This is a genomic window from Streptomyces sp. WP-1, from assembly GCF_030450125.1.
GTDB classification, from domain to species: domain Bacteria; phylum Actinomycetota; class Actinomycetes; order Streptomycetales; family Streptomycetaceae; genus Streptomyces; species Streptomyces incarnatus.
This window is the reverse complement of the sequence record NZ_CP123923.1, coordinates 7,202,207-7,221,404: the sequence shown is the minus strand read 5'-3', so window position 1 is coordinate 7,221,404 and position 19,198 is coordinate 7,202,207. Positions and strand designations below refer to the sequence as shown.

Below are 19,198 nucleotides of genomic sequence, written 5' to 3'. Positions count from 1 at the left end.
GGAAAAAGTCGCCGACAAGCCGTGCCCGCGCCTGCGCGGTTGCTCCCTCCTGGACATCATCTGCGGCACCGAGCCGTACACCCCCGAGGAGGCGATGGCGGCGGCCGAGACGGCGGGGCTCGCGGAGGACATCGCGCGCATGCGGATGGGCCTGCACACCATCGTCTCCGGCGGCGGCTCGGTCTCGGCGGGCAGCGCCAACGGCTGATGATCGCCCAGGCGTTGATCCGCCGCCCCCGCATCCTCTTCCTCGACGAGGCGACCCGTGCGGTCATCGCCCACCGCCTGTCCACGGCCCTGGACGCGGACCGGGTCGTCGTCATGGAGGACGGCCGCGTGGTCCAGCGGGGCAGCCCGGCCGACCTGCTCGCGGACACCTCGGGGCGGCTGCACGAACTGGTGCGTCGGCAAATGGCCGAAACACATTGATCCATTGGACATCTTCTTGCCGGAACCCGATTCGGCCGGTATTCAGGTTGGCGACCTGCCGGCACTGACGAAGGAGAATGCGATGGCCGAGGAAATCTCGATCGAGGAACTCCAGGAGATCGCGGACGTCGAGGCGCGCGCCGCCGAGGCGTCGCAGGAACTGCGGGCCGCGGTCGTCGAGTAAACGTTCCCGCGCGTGCCGGTGCCGCCCCCACCGGGGCGGTACCGGCACGTCAGGACGAGTGCGGACACCTGACATCCGGCGTGGGAGAGAGAATTGACGAAGCTCCGTAGGACGGTTCCCTACCTTTCCCGTTCCCATGGCGAAGAAAAAACGGAACCGGTAATTCTCGTGGATTCCGTGGAGCTTCCGCTCGCCGCGGCCGGCCATACGGCGCTGCTGACCACCCTGCTGCGCCCGCTCGGGCTCGGTCCCGCCGACCGGTGCCTCCCGGCCGCCGAGGCCGAACAGCTGGTCGAGGCCCAGTACCGGGCGAGCCTGGAGTTCGTCTACGGCCACCCCGTGTGGCGGCGCATCCGCGCGGCACGCGGCACCGACGGCGCCGCGCCCGTCCTCGCCTACCTCCTGGAGTCGCGCCACTATCTGGCCGCGGCTCCGTTCCGGATGGCCAGCGGCATCACCGACGCGCTGCGGCCCGACCCCCTGATCCGCCTCCAGGCCCACCATGTGGTCGAAGAGGCCGACCACGACACGTACTTCGAGAACGGACTGGCCGCGCTGGGGCTGCCCCGCGACCTGGTCCGCGAGGCCCGCCCCGGGCCGGTGACCGTCGAGTGGATCCACCTCATGCGCACGGTCGCCGCCTACGGCCCGCTGGCCGCCGCGATCTGCTCCGGGCTGCTGGAATACACCGCGGGGGACCGCGAGTCGGTCGCCGGATGGCACACCATGCTGGTCGACCAGGGAGTGCTCTCCCGCGAGGCGGTCGACGCGATCTTCGAGCATGTGCAGACCGACCTCGGCCTCGGCCACGGCTCCAACTGGCGGCACGCCCTGGAAGCCGCCCGCGTCGTGCCCGCGGCCGAACTCGCCGACTGGCTCAACGCGGTGAGCCTGGTCGCCGAGATGATCGTGCGCTGGCTGGAGACGTTCACCGAGGGCCTGTCGGCGACCGTGGTCGAGGCGGCCCCGGCCCTCGCCCTGGACGGTCCCGTCCGCACCCTCGGCGGCGAGGCCGACGGACTGCCGGTGTGGCCCGCCGAGATCTACGACTCCGTGACGCACGGCCCGCGCAGCGCGCGCCCCGGCGTCCGCCGGACCCTCGCGCTCGCCTACGCCTTCGCCGGGCGCGCCACCGACCAGGACCCGGCCGCGCCGGGCACGGGACCCACCCCCGCCACCGCCGCCCGCGACCTGACCGCCCGCACCGCGCGCGACTGGGACGGCGGCACCGGGGCGGCCGACCTGGAGAAGCTGGTCGAGGGCTGGATGACGGCCATCGACGGACACCGGCTGTGGCGCCGCCTCACCGAGGAGCCCACCCTCCCGCTGGTGCACGGCTGGATGGTCGAGAACTACCACTACGTCGCCGGGATCTGGCAGCACTGCGGCGCCGCCGTCGCCGCCTGCCCCGACCCGGTGATCCGGGCCGAACTGGTCAAGCACCTGACCGAGGAGTTCAACCACGGCAAGATGTTCCTGCGCGGCATCGAACGAGCGCGCGGGGACCGCTACGCCGGGCTGCCCACCGACCGGATGCGGCCGCTGCCGACCACGGTCGCGTTCGTCGGCACCCTGCGCGAGCTGGGCCAGCGCGACTGGAAGGCGTACGTCATCGCCCTGACCTACCTCCAGCTGTCGCTCACCGCCGTGGACGGCGGGGTGCACGCCCGCCACGACGGCTTCTACCGCACCGTGTTCGACCGGTGCCCCGGCGCGGAGGCGATGGTGGCGGCGATGCGGCGCCACGACGACGAGGACACCCGGCTCGGCCACGGCGACGACACCCGGGTGCTGCTCGACCTGCTCACCGATCGGCACCGCGTCGACCGCGAGTCCGTCGCCGCGGCCGCCCTCGTCCCCCAGCTCACCTGGAGCTTCCTGGACGGGATCCTCCAGCACTACCGGCACGGCGAGGCGGCGATCGTCCAGCGCGCCGGCTGGCACACCGATGCCTGAGACGGCCCGACGAGCGGCCGGGGACGCCCTGTTCGGCGTGGGTGCCGTGCTGCCGCTGGAACGGCGGCCCCTGCGGGACCCCTTCGCCGCGCTGCGCGACCTGCTGGCCGAGGGCGTGCCCGGCGACGACATCGCGGCCCTGCGCGACCCCCGGCTCCCGCACGCGGTGTGGCCGGGGGCGCTCGCCCGGGAGGTGGCCGCCACCGCGCGCTGGGCGGCCCGGCGGACGCTCGCCCTCGCGGGCCGGGAACCCGCCGCCCGGGCCGGCTGGCACGGGCGCGGGCGGGTGCTCGCCCTGCTGCCCGCCCACGGGCACACGGTCCATCTGCTGCGGCGGGCCGCGCCGTTCGCGGTGTGCGGCGTCCCGGTGCTGGTCGCGGGCCACGACCGGCAGCGCGCCGCGATCGCCTCGGCGGTGTCCCGGACGGCACGGCTGCTGCGCCTGCCCGAGGACTCGCTGCGCCCGGCGGCCGCGCCCGCCGCCGAGGCGGTCACGGCGCTGACCGCCGACGACCTGGTGGTGGTCACCGGACACCCCGCCACCGCCGAGAAGGTGCGGGCGGCGTCCCGCGCGAGCGTGCTGGGCGCCACCGGCGGCTGCGTGGTGCTCGCCGGCCCCGGCGGCGAGCGGCTCGACGCGGCGGCGGCCGCGCTCGGCGCCCCTGAGCACCCCGGCAGCTGCACCCGCCTCGGCGGGGTGTGGCGCACCGGAGCGGCGGGCGCCCCGCCCTGGCGGCGCGACGACACCGCGGCCACGCCCGCGGAGGCCGTCGCCGCGGCCCACCCCTCGGCCGTCCTCCGGCTCGCCGACTCCCTCGACGAACCACCCGCGGACGTCGCCGGATACACCGCGCTGCCGTGCGACGCGGCCGGCGCGCTCGGCACCCTGGTGGGCTTCGGACGCGACCCGTGGCAGGGGTGGCCCGGCGACTTCCTCGTATGACACGCGGGACGCGGATGCCCCGCGAGATCCGGAGAACGCGCGGCACCGGCGACGGCCGACGAGCCGCCGACGAGCAAGCAGGCGAAGGAAGACAGACGTGGCGTTGAGCACGGGTACGGTCCGCAGCGGCACGTTCAGGCTGCTGTGGGGCGGTCAGACGATCTCCGTCATCGGGGACGGCGCGGCGGCCCTCGCCGTCCCCCTGCTGGTGATCCACGCCACCGGCAGCCCGGTCCTGGGCGCCCTCGCGGCGACCCCCCGCACGGTGGCGTACCTGCTCGTGGGCTTCCTCGCCGGACCCATCGTGGACCGTATGCGCAACCCCCGGCGGGTGATGCTGGTCTGCGACCTGCTGCGCTTCGCGGTGTTCGGCGCGCTGCCCGCCGCCGTGCACGCCCCCTTCGGCCCGGGGCTCGTCCTGCTGCTGGCCTTCGCCGCGTCCTCGGCCGGGGTGTTCTTCGAGACCGCCCTGGCCGTCGCCGTCCAGACCAGTCTGCGCCCGCGGGACCTGGTGACCGGCAACGCCCGCCTGGAGATGAGCAATCAGCTCGGTCTGCTGCTGGGGCCCGCCGTCATCGGGACCGGGGTGGCCGCGTTCGGCGTGCCCTCCGCGATGTGGTTCAACGCCGTCACCTTCCTGCTCTCCGCCCTCACCCTCGTCCCGATGCGCTTCGACGCGGGTGCCCCGGCCGAGCCCGGGGCGCGTGCCTCGGTCCGCCGGGACATGGCCGAGGGGCTGCGCTACATCCGCGGCCACGCGCTCGTCATGCGGCTGGTCTCGCTCCAGGTGGTCATCAACCTGGTCATCGCCGCCGAGACACTGGTCGTCTTCTACGCCACCCACGATCTGCACGCCTCGCCCACCTGGATCGGCGTCATCCTCGCGGCGGCCGGGCTCGGCGGCATCGGCGCCACCTCCGTCGCCGACGCGGCGGCCCGGCGCTTCGACGCCGGTCCGCTGATCGCCGTGTCCGTCATCGGCCTCGGCGGGACCCTGCTGGCCATGGGGGCGGCCCGCGATCCGCTGTTCCTGGCCGCCGCGAACTTCCTGCACGGGGGCCTGTCGGTGTTCGCGTCCGTGCACATCCGCGCCGTGCGCCAGCGCGTGGTGCCGCCGCAGCTGCTCGGCCGGGTGACCGCGAACGCCCGTACGTTCGCGTTCGCCGCCAACCCCCTGGGCGCCGTGCTGTTCGGCGCGATCGCCTCCGGCGCGGGCGGCGACGCCCGCTGGAGCTTCCTGACCGCCGCCGCCCTCAGCGTGGCCAGCGCGGCGACCGCCTGGCACGGACTCGCCGCACACCGCGCCCGGCCGGCCAGGGACGACGGTGAGGACGACGAACCGAAGGCCCCGGGTCCGGAGGTCGCGCCCGGATCGCGCGCGGCCTCCGAGTAGGCTCACGGCCCTGGAACCGTCGGAGGAGGGGACGTTGTTCGTTCAGCCATGGGACGCCGGGACGGCCGAGGAGGGCCTCGAACTGGCCCGGGCGCATCGGTTCGGGCAGTTGGTCGCGGCCGGGCGGGGGCGGGACGTGCCGGTGGTGGTGCCGACGCAGTTCGTCGTCGAGCGGGGTGCGGACGGGGCGGAGGTCCTGCTGCATCTCGCCCGCGCCAACCCCGTGTGGGCCGCGATCGAGGAGAACCCGGTCGTCATGATGTCGGTCGCCGGTGACTGGGCGTACATCCCGGGCGCGTGGAAGACCGTCGGCGACGAGGACCCCGCGCGGGGCGTCCCGACCACCTACTACGCCGCCGCCCAGCTCGTCGGCACCGCGCGGATCGTCGCCGACGCCGAGGGCAAGGCGGAGATCCTGCGCCGCCAGATCGCCCGCGAGGAGAGCGACGGCGGCGCCTCGCTGATCGACCCCGCCGAGCACGGCCGCCGCCTCTCCGGCATCCGGGGGCTGCGGTTCCGGGTGGAGAAGGTGACCGCCAAGTTCAAGTACGGCGGCAACGCGGACGCCCCGCACCGCGCCCACGTCGCCGACCTGCTCGCCCGCCGCGCGGGCCCCGGCGACGAGATCGCCCGCCGACGGCTCGTGGAACGCGCGGGCGACGAGGCGTAGGGGGCTTATCCCTAGGGGGTCTCGTCGTCCCGCTCCGGTGCCCGGCCGTCCTCGTCCTCGTGCCGGCGCAGATGGAGCGGCATCACCCAGTGGTGCTCGCAGAACCAGCGGCCGAACAGGGCGCCGCCGTAGAGGACGAAGCCGACGCCGATCAGCCAGGACTCCAGGACGAGGACGGTGCCGACCGCGCCGTAGCTGAGGGCGTTGGTGACGATGAGGGGCGTGAAGACGAGGTAGGAGAAGGCGCGCAGGCCGGCGAGGCCGATCATGGTGGCCAGCGCGCCGGGCAGCAGTTCCCGCCAGCGGACCTGGTCGCCGAGCAGGAAGTGCTGTCCCCACCAGAAGAACAGCACCCCGCTGAGCCCGGACAGCAGGATCCGCTGGGAGCCGTGCAGCGCGGCCTTGGTCGCCACCTCCTGGTAGAGGTAGGCCGTCAGCACGATCAGCCAGGTGGCCTGCCGCCAGACCCGGTGCCAGGGCCCGGCGGCGAGGCCCCAGATGCGTTCGTAGGCGTTCTGCACGCTGCCCCCGAAGGACACGCCGAACACGGCGAGCAGTACGGCGCTCCAGGCGCTGGTGGTGCCGATGACGTTGTGCGGGGGGCTGATGACGTCCGTGACCACGCGCGCGGAGGGCCCGGACAGTCCCATCCCGTCCGTCAGCCAGGAGGCGAACCCGCCCTGGACCAGCGGGTCGGCGGCGGCGACCACGATCAGCAGCGGGGCCAGCGTGACCAGCGCCAGGGTGGCGAAGCCCATGGCCCGGTGCATCAGCTCCAGCTCCCGGCCGTGCGCGAACAGGGCCTGGACGCGGATCCACCGCCAAGCGCGGTGCAGGCCGCGCCGCAACCGACTCACGGCACCTCCCGTGTTCACCGCGGCGCGCGTGCGGGTCCGGCGTGGACGCGCGCCTGGCTTCACTGTGGCACGGACCGGGCGTCCCGCCACGGAGGAGTCGGCCAGTCGGGTCCAACGCGGCGCTGCGACACGGCCCGGCTTGTCCGGTTCGGCCGCCCCGCCCCGCAGAATCGGGTCCCGTGTGCGCATCCGCCGAGGTGCCCCGGCGGCGCCGGACGCTGATCCTGAGCGCGAGCATGGGGGCCGGACATGACACGGTCGCCGCCGAACTGGCGCGGCGGGCCGGGGGGTACGGCCATGAGCCGTACGTCGTCGACGTGCTGACGCTGCTGCCCCGCGGGCTCGGGGCGGGGCTGCGCGGCTGGTACCGGGCGGTGGTCCGGCACGCGCCCTGGGTGTACGCGGGGGTCTACGACGCGTTCCTGCGCGGCGGTACCGGCGGCGCCCGGCCGAGCGGGGTGCCGCTCGCGCGGCTCGCCGGGGAGCGGTTGCTGTCGGTCGTGGACCGGGTGGACGCCGATGTGGTGGTGTCCGTCTTCCATCTGGCCGCCCAGCTGACCGGGCATCTGCGGGCGCGGGGGCGGCTGCGGGTGCCGAGCGCGGTCTATCTGGTCGACTTCGCCGTGCACCGGCAGTGGCTGCACCCGGGCAACGACCGCTATCTGTGCCTGACCGACGCGGCGGCCCGGGAGGTGCGCCGGGGTCTCGGGGTGGCGGCCGTGCCGACCGGTCCCGCCGTGGCACCGGCGTTCTCGGCGCCGGCCCCGGGCGCGGTGCGCTGGCGGGAGCGGTTCACCGCGAAGGCGCCCGGCCGGCCGCCGGTGCTGCTGTCCGCGGGCGCCTGGGGGGCGGCGACCCGGCCGGACGCCACCGCCGCGCTGCTCGCCGGTGCGGGGTATCTGCCGGTGGTGCTGTGCGGCCGCAACCGACGGCTGTACGACCGGGTCGGCCGGGTTCCCGGGGTGCTCGCCCTGGACTGGGTCGCGGACATGCCGGGGCTGCTCGGCGCGTCGTACGCCCTGCTGGACAACGCGGCCGGTCAGACGGCCGTGCAGGCCCTCGCGGCCGGGCTGCCGGTCGTCGGCTACCGTCCCCTGCCGGGCCATGGTCTGGAGGGCGTGCGCCGGATGGCCGGGCTCGGCCTGTCGGCCCTCGCCCCGGACCCGCCCGCCCTGCTGGAGGCCCTGGCCGCCCTGCCGTCCCACGCCCCGGCGCGGGCGGCGCGGGCCCGCGCCCTGTTCCGGGCGGACCCGATGGCGGCGGTGGCGGAACTCGCCGCTCCACGGACCTCCTGACCAGCGGCTCCCCCGCGCGAAGCCGCTGGTCAGCCGATCCCGTGCTCCCCCAGCGGCCCCACCGTCAGCCCCGCCTCGCGGCAGTCCCCGACGATGCCCGGCAGGGCGTCGAGGGCCGATCGCCAGCAGCCGGGCGCGGACTGCCGGTCCGAGTCGTGGAGCAGGATCGTGCCGCCGCCCCGCAGCTGCGCGGTGACCAGGGCGCGCACCGACTCCGGGGTGGCGTCCGCGCGCCAGTCCTTGCCCCAGGCGGACCACAGGACCGGGCGCAGCCCGGCGTGCCGGGCGGCCAGCCAGCGGGGGGAGGTGAGGATGCCGTAGGGCGGCCGGTACCAGCGGGGGCGGCGGCCGGTGAGGTCGTGGACGGCGCGGGCGGTGCGGACGACGCCCTCCCGTTCGCGGGCGAGCGCGGGGCGCCAGGGCCGGTCGTGGCTCCAGCCGTGCACCGCGATCTCGTGGCCGCGCCGGGCGGTCTCCGCGACCAGCGCGGGATGGCGCACCGCGTGCTCGCCGAGCATGAAGAAGGTGGCGCGCGCGCCGAGCGCGTCCAGGGCGTCCAGGAAGCGCGGCGTGGCGACCGGGTCGGGGCCGTCGTCGAAGGTCAGGGCGGCATGGTGGCGCGCTCCGGTGCCCGCGAGCCGGGGGAACAGCGGCAGCCGTACGGCGGGGAGCCAGGTGGCGGCCGGCCCGATATGGGCGCCCGCGAGCCCGAGCGGCAGCAGGGCCCCGGCCGTACGCAGGGCGCGCGCGGCCGGGGCGGACGCCCGCCAGGGAGCCGGGTGTTCACTCACGGCGCGCCCCGGCCCGGCTGCCGTCCGCGTCGGCGGGTGCGTCCCAACCGTGCCCGGCGGAGAGCACGTTGGCCAGCCCGATGCTGCCCGCGCCGATCAGCACGATGCCGATGACCTCCGGGACGATCCGCAGGCCGAGCTGCACGGACTCCCCGAACAGCGCCCAGCCGAGCGCCACGCTGGTGAGCGCGTCGCCCAGGGTGAGCGCGGGCTGGGACGCGGCCAGCGACCCGGCGCCGAGCGCTCTCTGGAGCAGCAGGAAGGCGACGAGCCCGACGGCGGCGGTGGCGTACGGCGACCAGTGGGAGAACATCACCCCGGGCCCGAACCGCAGCCGTCCCACGGTCTCCTTGAGCAGCGCGGCGGTGGTCGCGAAGGACACGGCGGAGGCGAGGCCCAGCAGCGCGGCACGGGCGGCACCCCGTACCGTACGGGCGGCCAGCACCAGCAGCAGGACGACGCAGCAGGCCACGGTCCCGGCCAGGAGCCACGCCCGGGACGTGGCGTCGTCGCGGCCCGGGCGCGGCGCGGCCGACAGCAGGAAGACGGCCAGTCCCACGGCGAGCGCGACGAACGCCAGCCAGGTGCGGCGGTCCGGGCGGCGCCGGAAGACGAGGCCGCCCACGATCAGGGTGAACAGCAGCTCGGTGGCGAGCAGCGGCTGCACCAGCGAGAGGCTGCCCACGGCCAGCGCCCAGCCCTGCATCACGGCGGACAGCATCAGCAGGCCGACACCGGCCAGCCAGTCCGGGCGCCGCGCCAGCCGCCGCAGCCCCCGCAGCAGCGCGCCCGCCCCGCCGGGTTCCGCCGGGGTGTCCTCCGCGGCGGCCCGGCGTTGCAGCACCGAGGAGGCGGCGTTCGCCAGGGCCGAGCACAGGGCGAGGCCGACCGTGAGGGCGAGCACGGGCGCTCACCCGAAGTGGGCGGCGAGCCGCCGGTAGAGCCCCGGCGCGGCACCGCGCACCCGGGCGGGCAGCCGCAGCCAGCCGGGCACGTACACCTCGTCGGTGCCGCGTCGTACGGCGGTGAGCACGGCGTCCGCGACCCGCTCGGGGGGCACCGGGCGGGGCCAGGAGCGCCGGTAGGGGGCGCCGCGCCGGTCGAAGAAGGGGGTGTCGACCACGCCGGGGACCACATGGGTGACGCCGACGCCGGTGCCGCGCAGTTCGTAGCGCAGCGCGTCCGCGAACGCGGCCAGGGCGGCCTTGACCGCGGAGTACACCGCCTCGCCGCGCACGCCCACGCTGCCCGCGACGGAGCCGAGCAGCACGATCCGCCCGGAACCGGCCGCGACCATGTGGGGCAGCAGGGCGCGCACGAGGTGCAGGGTGGCCAGCAGATCGGTGCCGACCAGCTCGTCGATGCGGGCGCGGGGCATGCCGGTGAAATCACCGGCCCAGCCGACGCCGGCGCCCGCCACCAGCAGGTCCACGCGGCCCAGGTGGGCCAGGGCGGCCTCGGTCACCCGGCGGTCGGCGCCGGGCCAACTGAGGTCGGCGGCGACGGCGGCCGCCGACATCTCCGCGGCCACCTGCTCCAGTCGGGTGAGGTCACGGCCGTTGAGCATCAGCCGCCAGCCGCCGTCGGCGGCCAGCCGACGGGCCACGGCCGCGCCGATACCGGAGGAGGCACCGGTCACCAGGGCCGTGGCGAGAGGGGCCTGCTGATCGGCGGGCCGGGCGTCACGTCCCGCCGCCGGGCCGGACTTCGTCACCGGCCGGGCGCGGTTCGACGGTCCTGCGGGGGACGGGGCGTGGGACATGGTGGCGACCTCATCGCGACGGCGTGCGGGGGGCGCGAACTCCTGGACCGGACCTCGCGGTGTATCCAGGGCGCCACACCCGGATACTCCGCGCACGCGGAAGCGGCGCGTACGGGGGCCCCGGCGGGGTCGCCGACGCGCGGGTCGCCGCGCGATGCCCTGTCCGGGCACACCAGCGAAACGTTGCCGTTTCGCTCGACCTGGTCTAGCCTCGACGCGTACGAAACCGTTTCGTTTATGTACGCCGCACGACCCGCCCGCGAACGACTTCCCTGGAGTGGTTCCCCCATGTCCCAGAAGACCCTGACCGACGGCCCCCGGACGGGGGCCGGACCGGCACCGCACGACGCCTCGCCCCGGCGGTGGTGGATCCTCGCGGTGATCGCCGTCGCCCAGCTGATGGTGGTCCTCGACGCCACGATCGTGAACATCGCCCTGCCCTCCGCCCAGCGCGACCTCGGCTTCTCCGACGGCAACCGGCAGTGGATCGTCACCGCCTACGCACTGGCCTTCGCCTCGCTGCTGCTGCTCGGCGGCCGCATCGCCGACCTGTTCGGCCGCAAGCCCGCCTTCCTCGTCGGCGTCGTCGGCTTCGCCGGTGCCTCCGCGCTCGGCGGCGCGGCGAACGGCTTCGCCATGCTGGTCACCGCCCGCGCCCTCCAGGGCGCCTTCGGCGCGCTGCTCGCACCGGCCGCGCTGTCCCTGCTGAACACCACGTTCACCGACGCCCGCGAGCGGGCCCGCGCCTTCAGCGTCTACGGCGCGATCGCCGGTGCCGGCGGCGCGGTCGGCCTGCTGCTCGGCGGGCTGCTCACCGACGCCCTGGACTGGCGCTGGACGCTGTACGTGAACGTGGCCATCGCGGTCATCGCCTTCGCGGGCGGCTGGATCCTGCTGGGCAACCACCGCGACGCGGGCCACGCCAAGCTGGACGTGCCGGGCACGGTCCTGGTCGCCGCCGGGCTCTTCTCCGTGGTCTACGGCTTCTCCAACGCCGAGAGCCACCACTGGCACTCCCCGCTGACCTGGGGCTTCCTGCTCGCGGGCGCCGTACTGCTCGCCGCGTTCACCTGGTGGCAGACCCGCGCCGCGCACCCGCTGCTGCCGCTGCGGATCCTGCTGGACCGCAACCGGTCGGCCTCCTTCCTCGCGGTGCTGATCACCGGCGCCGGCATGTTCGGCGTGTTCCTGTTCCTCACCTACTACCTCCAGCTCAACCTCGGCTTCAGCCCCACCAGGACCGGTGTGGCGTTCCTGCCGATGGTCGGCGCGCTGATGGTGGCGGCGCAGCTGGGCACCACGCTCCTGGTACCGCGCCTCGGCCCGAAGCCGGTCATCCCGCTGGGGTTCGCCATCGCCATGGCCGGCATGGCCTGGCTGACCGGCATCGGCCTCGGCTCGCACTACAGCGGCGCCGTGCTGCCGCAGCTGATCGTGACCGGCTTCGGCCTCGGCCTGGTGATGCCGCCCGCGATGCAGCTGGCCACCGGCGGGGTCGCAGCCGAGGACGCGGGCGTGGCCTCCGCGAGCGTCAACGCCATGCAGCAGGTGGGCGGCTCGGTCGGCACGGCCCTGCTGAACACCCTCGCGACCAGCGCCGCCACGCACTACATGGCCGGCCGTGACGCCACCAGCAAGCTGGTCCAGGCCCAGGCCACGATCGAGAGCTACACCACCGCCTTCTGGTGGTCGGCGGGCTTCTTCGCCGCGGGCACGGTGCTCACCTTCCTGCTCTACCGGCCCGGGGTGCCGCGGCAGGACCCGGGCGCGGCGGCCGTCGTCCACATGTGAGACCCCCCGGCCCCGGCAGAGCCGCCGAGGGGCCGCCCGAGCCGAGAGCCACCCGAGCCGAGGGGCCGCCGTCCGCAGGGAGACGGCGGCCTCTCGCCCTGTCCGGGGGCGGCCGTACCGGGCCCGCGCTTAGGGCGGGCCGTGCCGGGTATCCGGACGCGGACCAGGAACTCACCGACCGGCAGGAGACGCCATGACCAGCGAGAACAAGCACGGCAAGCGGCCCGAGACGGCGCTGGAGGAGGTGCTGCACGAGGCCGAGCAGGCCGAGCTGCGCGGCGAGAAGCGCCACGGGGACGGCGAGGCGGGGGACGCCATCAGCCCGAGCACGGAAGCCCAGGAACAGGCGTCCGGGGACCGTACGGCACCCGAACGGCGCCACTGACCTGCCCGGATCCGGGTACCCGGCCGCCATGAACCCACGAGGACCCGAGCTGCCGCCCGCACGGGGCCCGCTGTCCGCCGCGCTGATCGCCTACCTGCGCGGCACCGGACCGCTCCCCGGTACGGGACCGCTTCCCGCCCCCGCCGACGACGGGGACCCCTACGGGGACGACCCGCAGCTCGCCCTGTACCTCTGCTACGAGCTGCACTACCGCGGCTTCGCGGGCGTGCCCGCCGACGCCGAGTGGGACCCGGACCTGCTGCGTCTGCGGGCCGGGCTGGAGCACCGCTTCCTGGCCGCGCTGCGCGCCGACGCCCCCGGGCACGAGAGCCTCGACGACGCGCTCGGCGCGCTCCTGGTGGAACCGGCCGAGGGCACGGGGGTCAGCCATTTCCTGTGTGCCGAGGGCGAGTTGTGGCAGCTGCGCGAGTACGCGGCGCAGCGCTCCCTGTACCACCTTAAGGAGGCCGACCCGCACGCCTGGGTGCTGCCCCGGCTGTGGGGGCGGGCGAAGGCGGCGATGGCGGCGGTGGAGTACGACGAGTTCGGCGGCGGCCGGGCCGAGCGGGTGCACGCCCGCCTGTTCGCCGACCTGATGCGGGACCTCGGCCTGGACACCGCGTACGGCCGCTACCTGGACGCGGCGCCCGCCGAGATGCTGGCCGTCGTCAACCTGATGTCCCTGTTCGGCCTGCACCGCGCGCTGCGCGGCGCGCTGGTCGGCCACTTCGCGGACGTGGAGATCACCTCCTCCCCCGGCTCCCGGCGGCTCGCCGAGGCGCTGCGCCGCACCGGCGCGGGGGCCGCCGCGCAGTTCTTCTACGACGAGCACGTGGAGGCGGACGCGGTGCACGAACAGGTGGTACGGCACGAGGTGATCGGCGGACTGCTGGAGGAGGAACCGGAGTTGGCCCCGGACATCGCCTTCGGCATCGACGCGACCGAGCACCTGGAGGAGCGGCTCGCACGGCGGCTGCTCACCGACTGGCGCGCGGGCCGGTCCACGCTGCGCGCCCCCCTCGAACAGCCGAGCACGGTATGACCCATATTTTCGGTATGTCCGGGTACTCGCGTCGCGTGATCGCTTTGCTGCTTCCGGGCGTCTACGCCCCTCAGGACGACACCGCGCTGCTGGCCGAGGCCCTGCGCGAGGAGGCCGTACCGGCCGGGGCGCGGGTGCTCGACGTGGGCACCGGAAGCGGGGCGCTGGCCCTCGCGGCGGCCCGGCGGGGTGCCGAGGTGACCGCGGTGGACGTGTCCCGGCGGGCGGTGTGGACGGCCCGGCTGAACGCCCTGGTGTTCCGGCTGCCGGTGCGGATCCGGCGCGGCGACCTCTTCGCGCCGGCGCGCGGAGGGTCGTACGACGTGATCCTCGCGAACCCGCCCTATGTGCCCGCCCCGCACGGCGGACGCGGGCCGCGCGGCCCCTCCCGGGCCTGGGACGCGGGCCATGACGGGCGGCTGGTGCTGGACCGGATCTGCCGGGAGGCGCCCGCGCTGCTGGCGTCCCGGGGCGTGCTGCTGATCGTGCAGTCGGCGCTGAGCGATCCCGGACGCACCCTGGAACTGCTGCACGGCGCGGGTCTGAAGGCCGCGGTGGTGCGGCGGCGCTGGATCGCGCTGGGGCCCGTACTGCGTTCCCGGGAGCAGTGGTTGCGCGGGCGCGGGCTGCTCGCGCCGCACGAGACGACGGAGGAGCTGGTGGTGATCCGTGCCGAACGAACCCGCTGACCGCGCCCGCCGGATCACCGTGCGGCGGCGGGGGCCGCTGCTCGTGGAGGGTCCGGTCGAGGTGGAACTGGAAGACGGTACGACGGTGTCCTCGGACCGCTTCCGTGTCGCTCTGTGCACCTGCCGGCGCAGTCGCCGATACCCCTGGTGCGACACCAGTCATCGACGCAAGTCCTGAGCACCGTTGGTTTTTCGCCGCTCCCCGGGAGGCCCCCCACGGGCCTGTCCGGGGAGCGGCTCTGTGTGCCGGCAAACCGGCGGGCGACCCCACTTCGCCCGGCGGTCCGGCGCGAGATCACGGGTTCCCCGTTCCGAGAGGTCCGCACTCCCCAGTCACGGTCCTGATCCGGTGTGTACGAAGACCCTGCGATCCCGGTCCTTGGGCAGCCCTCGCTAGAACGCGAAGAGGCTGCCGCCGACGGCGTCCCGCTCACAGGAGTTGCCGAAGGTGCGTTCGTAGCTGACCCGCTGGCCCTGCCACACGCCCTGGGCGGTGACGACCACGGGGTCGTACAGCTTGTTGCACCACACGTCGTCGCGCGCCTTGAGGGCGGCGAAGTCGCCACCGACACCGCGCAGTTCCGCGCAGGCGGTGGCGGCGGCCGGGTGGGTGCCGGAGGCCTTCGGGGCGCAGCTGAGGGTGACGGCGCGTTCGGGGGTCGCGGTGGCCGCTTCGCCGCCGTGGCCGATGGTCAGCACCAGCGCCGAAGGGGCGTAGAGCGAGGCCGGGGCGGCGTCCGGGGCTGCGACGGCGGCCCCGGTCAGGGGTCCGCAGACGGCGACGGCCGTGAGGCCGAGGGCCGCTGCCCAGCGCGCGGTGTTCCGCATGGTGTGCATCCTTCCGCTCGAACTAGACGGGTGCCGGCTCCGTTTCCGGTAGGACGTCGGAGCGGCGTGCGCCACTCTGCCGAGTCCACGCCGGAAACACACATCGACCCCACAGGTTTCGGTAACCTTTCGTGTTGAAGCAGTGGCGTGAAGTCACGGAATTCGAACGGCGGGGCCCTGGAACTGGGCGGCGGCGGCCCTCGGGGAGTCGCCAATTGGCTGAAAATCAGCGGTTATTTAATCGTCCGGAAACATTCCGACACCGCCACCCGGGACCCCCTTCATGACTCCCCGTGTTCACCTGGTGATCACCGCCCGAGCGGGCGCCGGCCCGGCCGGCGGAGGAGTCGGGTCGGGCGGCCCTGGTCCAGGGTGGGCGGCGTTTCAGATCTGCCAGGAGCGGAGCCGGTCGGCGGCCCCGTACACGTCCGTCTTGCCGGAGATCAGATCGCGGGCGAGGTCCACCAGCGCGCCGTACGGCGGGTCGATGCCGGCGCCGCTGACGAACATGTAGGCGACGGCGGTGGCGCAGGCGAAGCGGGCGTTGGCCGCGGGCAGCGGCTTGAGCAGGGCGAGGGTGTGCAGCAGGGCGGCGGCCCGCCAGGCGGGGTCGGAGTCCACGCCGAGCCGGGGCGGGTCGACCCGGTGCCGGGCGACGGCGGCGACCAGCGCGGAGAAGTCGTCGATCGCGGGCTGCTCGGGCAGGACCTCTTCGTGGCGCTGGAGCAGCCACGGGACATCGATATGGATGACGGGCTGCATCACCTCAGGCGGCCTCGCCCCGTGCGGGAGGTTCGTCCTCGGGGAAGGCGGCGGCGAACTCCTCGGCGTGCGCGGTGAAGAAGCTGCGGAACGCCGCGGCGCCCTCCTTCAGCGCCCGGTGCCGGGCGATGTCGGCGGCGGCGGCCTCGCGGACGAGGGCCTTCATCGACGTACCGCGCTCCTTGGCGATCTGCCGCAGGTCCTCTAGTTCCCGGTCACTGAACTCCACGTTGAGAGCTGGCATGGACCAAACGGTACCGCTCGGGTACTCACCCGTAAATCTCCGCAGGTCGCACCGTATCCGCCGCGGTACCGGCTCCGGCGCGTACCGCTGCTTCACCCGCGGCCTGCCCGCCCCCGGTGCCGGCGCCCCCTCCCCTGCCGGGGCCCGGCGTCCACCGGTGTGCGCGACGCACTAGGCTGGGGGGCGCGAGGGGTGCCACCTGTTCACTGTGAGTGTGCGCTTGGGAGCGGCGACGATGAGCCGGGTCTATCCGTTCGACGAGGCGGCGACGGCCCGAGCTGTCATCGATGACGACGGAACGCTGGTGGAGTGGAACGAGGGCGCTCGGCGCCTGCTCGGCCACCCCGCCGACGCGGTCGTGGGCCGCCCCGCCGCGCGCCTGCTCATCGGGCCCGCGCCCACGCTGCCCCGGGACTCCCGCTGGCAGGGCACGCTCGCCGTGCGCCACCTCGACGGCCACCGCGTCGACCTGTGGCTGCTCGCCCGGTACCGCCCGGCGCCCGACGGCGCGGGGAACCGGTGGGTCCTGTTCGCCCCCGTGCCCCGCACGGAGCCGCCCGCCGCGGACGATCCGCTGGGCGAGGCGGGCCTGCTCCAGTCGCCGTGCGCGATCGCGGTCTACGACGAGGAGCTGCGGCTGCGCCGGATGAACGACGCCATGTCCGTGGTCTCCGGGCTGCCGGAGGACCACGCGCGGGGCCTGCGCTTCACGGAGCTGGTCGACGGCCCGCAGAGCGAGGAACTGGCGCGGGGCATGCGGGAGGTGCTGGCCACCGGCCGCCCGCTGGACGTGCGGACCTTCATGCGGGCCGGCGGCGAGAGCCGGGCGCACGCCTGGCTCGCCCGGATGGCGCCGGTGCGCGACCGCGCGGGCCGGGTGCGGGGCGTGTGCCTCGCCGCGCACGACGTCAGCGACAGCCACCGGGCCCGGCAGCGCCTCCAGCTGGTCAACGAGGCGAGCATGCGCATCGGCACCACCCTCGACGTCACCCGCACGGCGCAGGAGCTGGCCGACATGTGCGTCCCCGCGCTCGCCGACTTCGTCACCATCGACCTGCTGGACCCCGAGGAGTACGGCGGTGAGCCCCCGGCCCGCGTCGCCACCCCGGTGACCCTGCGCCGGGCCGCCCACCGCTCGGTCCTGGACGGGGTGCCGGAGGCGGTGATGGAACCGGGGCGGACCGAGCGCTATCCGTCCGGCTCCCCGCAGGCGGACTCGCTGACCGCGGGCCACACCATCATCGCCTCCCGCACCGCGGGCGACATGAGTCCCTGGACGGACTGGAACAGCGCCCGCACCCGGCAGGTGCGGGCCTTCGGCATCCACTCCACGATGTCGGTGCCGGTGCGGGCCCGCGGGCTCACCCTGGGCGTCGCCGTCTTCACCCGGCACCGGCGCCCGGACGGCTTCGACGCCGACGACCGGATGCTGGCCGAGGAGATCACGGCCCGGGCCGCCGTCTGCATCGACAACGCCCGGCGCTACTCGCGCGAGCGGGAGACCGCCCTCGCCCTGCAACGCAGCCTGCTGCCCCGCACGTTGCCGCGCACGGCCGCCCTCCAGGCGTCCTCCCGGTATCTGCCGGCGGCACGCGCGGGGGTGGGCGGCGACTGGTTCGACGTGATCCCGCTGTCGGGCTTGCGCGTCGCGATGGTCGTCGGGGACGTGGTCGGCCACGGCGTCCAGGCCTCGGCCGCCATGGGCCGGATGCGCACCGCCGTACGCACCCTCGCGGACATCGACCTCGCCCCGGACGAACTGCTCACGCACCTGGACGACCTGGTGATGCGGCTCGCGGAGGAGACCGGCCGGGACGGCAGCACCGGCGAGGTCGGCGCGACCTGTCTGTACGCGGTCTACGACCCGGTGTCGCGGCGCTGCACGCTGGCCCGCGCCGGGCATCCGCCGCCCGTCGTGCTGCCGCCGGGCGGCCGCCCGCACCAGCTGGACCTGCCCGCGGGTCCGCCGCTGGGCCTGGGCGGGCTGCCGTTCGAGTCCGCCGAGGTGGAGCTGGCGGAGGGCACCGTGCTCGCGCTGTACACGGACGGCCTGGTCAAGTCCCGGGACCGGGACGGGGACGCCGGGCGGGCGATGCTCTTCGAGGCGCTGAGCGCGGGCGCCGGTTCGCTGGACCTGTCCTGCGACCGGATCCTGCGCACCCTGCTGCCGTCCGGCGGCGCCGCCGACGACGTGGCGCTGCTGCTCGCCCGCACCCAGGGGCTGCCCGCCTCCCAGGTGGTGACCTGGGACATCCCGGCGGACCCGGCGCTGGTCGCGCCGATCCGCAAGCAGGTGGTGGAGCAGCTGGACGTGTGGGGGCTGAGCGAGGCGTCGTTCACGGCGGAGCTGGTGGTCAGCGAGCTGGTCACCAACGCCATCCGCTACGGCGCCCATCCGATCCGGCTCCGGCTGATCCATGACGCGGCCACGCTGATCTGCGAGGTCTCCGACACCAGCCACACCGCCCCGCATCTGCGCCGGGCCAAGACCTTCGACGAGGGCGGCCGGGGGCTGCTGCTGGTCGCTCAGCTCACCCAGCGCTGGGGCAGCCGGCACACCGGGGAGGGCAAGACGATCTGGGCGGAGCTGCCGCTGTTCGAGGAGGACGACCAGCCGCCGGTCAGGGGCTCGTGAGCCAGGGCCGTACCTGCCGGCGGGCCTCGTGCAGCCGGGACTTGAAGGTGCCGAGCGGGATCCCGGCGCGCTCGGCGGCCTCGGCGTAGTCCAGCTGGCAGATGTCCCGGTAGACCAGCGGCGCGACCAGCTGCGGATGCTCGCGCTCCAGCCGTTCCAGCGCCTCCAGCAGGTCCACCCGGGAACCGGCGATGACGCTGGTGGTGCGCGGGTCGACGGCGTGCGCCGGCTCGATGGCGACGGGCTGCTCGGCGGCCCGCCGCTTCAGCTCGCGGTACTTCTGCCGGCAGCAGTTGGCGACCACGGTGTACAGCCAGGTACTGAAGCGGCTGCGGCCCTCGAAGGTGCCGATGTACCGGGCCACTTGGAGCAGCACGTCCTGGGCGGCCTCCTCGGCGTCCTCCCGGCAGGGCAGGAAGCGCCCGCAGCGGCGTACGACGTCGGGCCGCAGCTCGCTCAGCAGCCGCTCCAGGGCCGCCGGGTCCCCGGCGGCGGCATGCCGGGCGAGTTCCTCCGCCGGCGCCTCGTCCTGCACGTCACGC

General features: G+C 75.0%; 19 protein-coding genes and 1 pseudogene. 12 read left to right on the top strand and 8 right to left on the bottom strand.

All coding sequences use genetic code 11. The features are described 5' to 3' along the window. Positions 1 to 43 precede the first annotated feature (43 nt). The 5 genes and pseudogenes from QHG49_RS32085 to QHG49_RS32065 all read left to right on the top strand — a co-directional run. A pseudogene (locus tag QHG49_RS32085) lies at positions 44 to 429 on the top strand (ATP-binding cassette domain-containing protein); the annotation flags it as partial. Between the two features lie 361 nt (positions 430 to 790). Continuing rightward, positions 791 to 2,569, top strand: coding sequence for a hypothetical protein (locus tag QHG49_RS32080; protein ID WP_301492307.1), 1,779 nt, complete (start codon positions 791 to 793; stop codon positions 2,567 to 2,569). Next, positions 2,562 to 3,512 (top strand): hypothetical protein, encoded by a 951-nt coding sequence (locus QHG49_RS32075; RefSeq protein WP_301492306.1) that lies wholly within the window; start codon positions 2,562 to 2,564, stop codon positions 3,510 to 3,512. The genes QHG49_RS32080 and QHG49_RS32075 overlap by 8 nt, the downstream gene beginning before the upstream one ends. 97 nt (positions 3,513 to 3,609) lie before the next feature. Then, complete coding sequence (locus tag QHG49_RS32070; RefSeq protein ID WP_301492305.1) at positions 3,610 to 4,905, top strand: MFS transporter; 1,296 nt, start codon at positions 3,610 to 3,612, stop codon at positions 4,903 to 4,905. A gap of 34 nt (positions 4,906 to 4,939) precedes the next feature. Continuing rightward, complete coding sequence (locus QHG49_RS32065; RefSeq protein WP_145484544.1) at positions 4,940 to 5,575, top strand: FMN-binding negative transcriptional regulator; 636 nt, start codon at positions 4,940 to 4,942, stop codon at positions 5,573 to 5,575. A gap of 11 nt (positions 5,576 to 5,586) precedes the next feature. Here the strand turns inward: QHG49_RS32065 and QHG49_RS32060 are convergent, their stop codons facing one another. Further along, positions 5,587 to 6,432 (bottom strand): ribonuclease BN, encoded by an 846-nt coding sequence (locus QHG49_RS32060; protein ID WP_370530535.1) that lies wholly within the window; start codon positions 6,430 to 6,432, stop codon positions 5,587 to 5,589. Between the two features lie 236 nt (positions 6,433 to 6,668). Here QHG49_RS32060 and QHG49_RS32055 point away from each other — a divergent pair, with 236 nt between their 5' ends. Then, positions 6,669 to 7,727, top strand: a complete 1,059-nt coding sequence (locus QHG49_RS32055) for a galactosyldiacylglycerol synthase (RefSeq protein ID WP_301492986.1) — start codon at positions 6,669 to 6,671, stop codon at positions 7,725 to 7,727. A 29-nt stretch (positions 7,728 to 7,756) separates the two neighbouring features. On the opposite strand, the gene QHG49_RS32050 is transcribed toward QHG49_RS32055, so the two are convergent. The 3 genes from QHG49_RS32050 to QHG49_RS32040 are packed head-to-tail and all read right to left on the bottom strand — an operon-like array spanning position 7,757 to position 10,280. After that, a complete protein-coding gene (locus tag QHG49_RS32050; RefSeq protein WP_370530534.1) occupies positions 7,757 to 8,518 on the bottom strand; it encodes a polysaccharide deacetylase family protein in 762 nt (253 codons plus the stop codon). Continuing rightward, positions 8,511 to 9,422 carry a DMT family transporter gene (locus tag QHG49_RS32045; RefSeq protein ID WP_301492304.1) on the bottom strand — a complete coding sequence of 304 codons (912 nt, stop codon included), beginning with the start codon at positions 9,420 to 9,422 and terminating at the stop codon, positions 8,511 to 8,513. The genes QHG49_RS32050 and QHG49_RS32045 overlap by 8 nt, the downstream gene beginning before the upstream one ends. Positions 9,423 to 9,428: 6 nt before the next feature. Next, positions 9,429 to 10,280 (bottom strand): SDR family oxidoreductase, encoded by an 852-nt coding sequence (locus QHG49_RS32040; RefSeq protein ID WP_301492302.1) that lies wholly within the window; start codon positions 10,278 to 10,280, stop codon positions 9,429 to 9,431. Between the two features lie 288 nt (positions 10,281 to 10,568). Here QHG49_RS32040 and QHG49_RS32035 point away from each other — a divergent pair, with 288 nt between their 5' ends. From QHG49_RS32035 to QHG49_RS32015, 5 genes are all read left to right on the top strand, one after another. After that, on the top strand, positions 10,569 to 12,071 hold the full coding sequence (locus tag QHG49_RS32035; RefSeq protein WP_301492300.1) for an MFS transporter: 1,503 nt from the start codon (positions 10,569 to 10,571) through the stop codon (positions 12,069 to 12,071). A gap of 193 nt (positions 12,072 to 12,264) precedes the next feature. Continuing rightward, positions 12,265 to 12,456, top strand: a complete 192-nt coding sequence (locus QHG49_RS32030; RefSeq protein WP_145484536.1) for a hypothetical protein — start codon at positions 12,265 to 12,267, stop codon at positions 12,454 to 12,456. A gap of 28 nt (positions 12,457 to 12,484) precedes the next feature. Next, complete coding sequence (locus tag QHG49_RS32025) at positions 12,485 to 13,498, top strand: iron-containing redox enzyme family protein (protein ID WP_301492297.1); 1,014 nt, start codon at positions 12,485 to 12,487, stop codon at positions 13,496 to 13,498. Between the two features lie 14 nt (positions 13,499 to 13,512). Further along, a complete protein-coding gene (locus tag QHG49_RS32020) occupies positions 13,513 to 14,187 on the top strand; it encodes a HemK2/MTQ2 family protein methyltransferase (protein ID WP_370530533.1) in 675 nt (224 codons plus the stop codon). After that, positions 14,168 to 14,365 (top strand): CDGSH iron-sulfur domain-containing protein, encoded by a 198-nt coding sequence (locus QHG49_RS32015; RefSeq protein WP_145484530.1) that lies wholly within the window; start codon positions 14,168 to 14,170, stop codon positions 14,363 to 14,365. The genes QHG49_RS32020 and QHG49_RS32015 overlap by 20 nt, the downstream gene beginning before the upstream one ends. A 215-nt stretch (positions 14,366 to 14,580) precedes the next feature. On the opposite strand, the gene QHG49_RS32010 is transcribed toward QHG49_RS32015, so the two are convergent. From QHG49_RS32010 to QHG49_RS32000, 3 genes are all read right to left on the bottom strand, one after another. Continuing rightward, positions 14,581 to 15,015, bottom strand: coding sequence for a protease inhibitor (locus QHG49_RS32010; RefSeq protein ID WP_159707276.1), 435 nt, complete (start codon positions 15,013 to 15,015; stop codon positions 14,581 to 14,583). Between the two features lie 384 nt (positions 15,016 to 15,399). Beyond that, positions 15,400 to 15,777, bottom strand: a complete 378-nt coding sequence (locus QHG49_RS32005) for a toxin Doc (protein ID WP_145484527.1) — start codon at positions 15,775 to 15,777, stop codon at positions 15,400 to 15,402. A 4-nt stretch (positions 15,778 to 15,781) separates the two neighbouring features. Next, a complete protein-coding gene (locus tag QHG49_RS32000; protein WP_111581720.1) occupies positions 15,782 to 16,021 on the bottom strand; it encodes a hypothetical protein in 240 nt (79 codons plus the stop codon). 235 nt (positions 16,022 to 16,256) lie between these two features. Here QHG49_RS32000 and QHG49_RS31995 point away from each other — a divergent pair, with 235 nt between their 5' ends. Continuing rightward, complete coding sequence (locus QHG49_RS31995; protein ID WP_301492293.1) at positions 16,257 to 18,656, top strand: SpoIIE family protein phosphatase; 2,400 nt, start codon at positions 16,257 to 16,259, stop codon at positions 18,654 to 18,656. Here QHG49_RS31995 and QHG49_RS31990 read toward each other — a convergent pair. Then, on the bottom strand, positions 18,643 to 19,191 hold the full coding sequence (locus QHG49_RS31990) for an RNA polymerase sigma factor (RefSeq protein ID WP_159708819.1): 549 nt from the start codon (positions 19,189 to 19,191) through the stop codon (positions 18,643 to 18,645). The two genes, QHG49_RS31995 and QHG49_RS31990, sit on opposite strands and share 14 nt — an antisense overlap. Between the last annotated feature and the right edge of the window lie 7 nt (positions 19,192 to 19,198).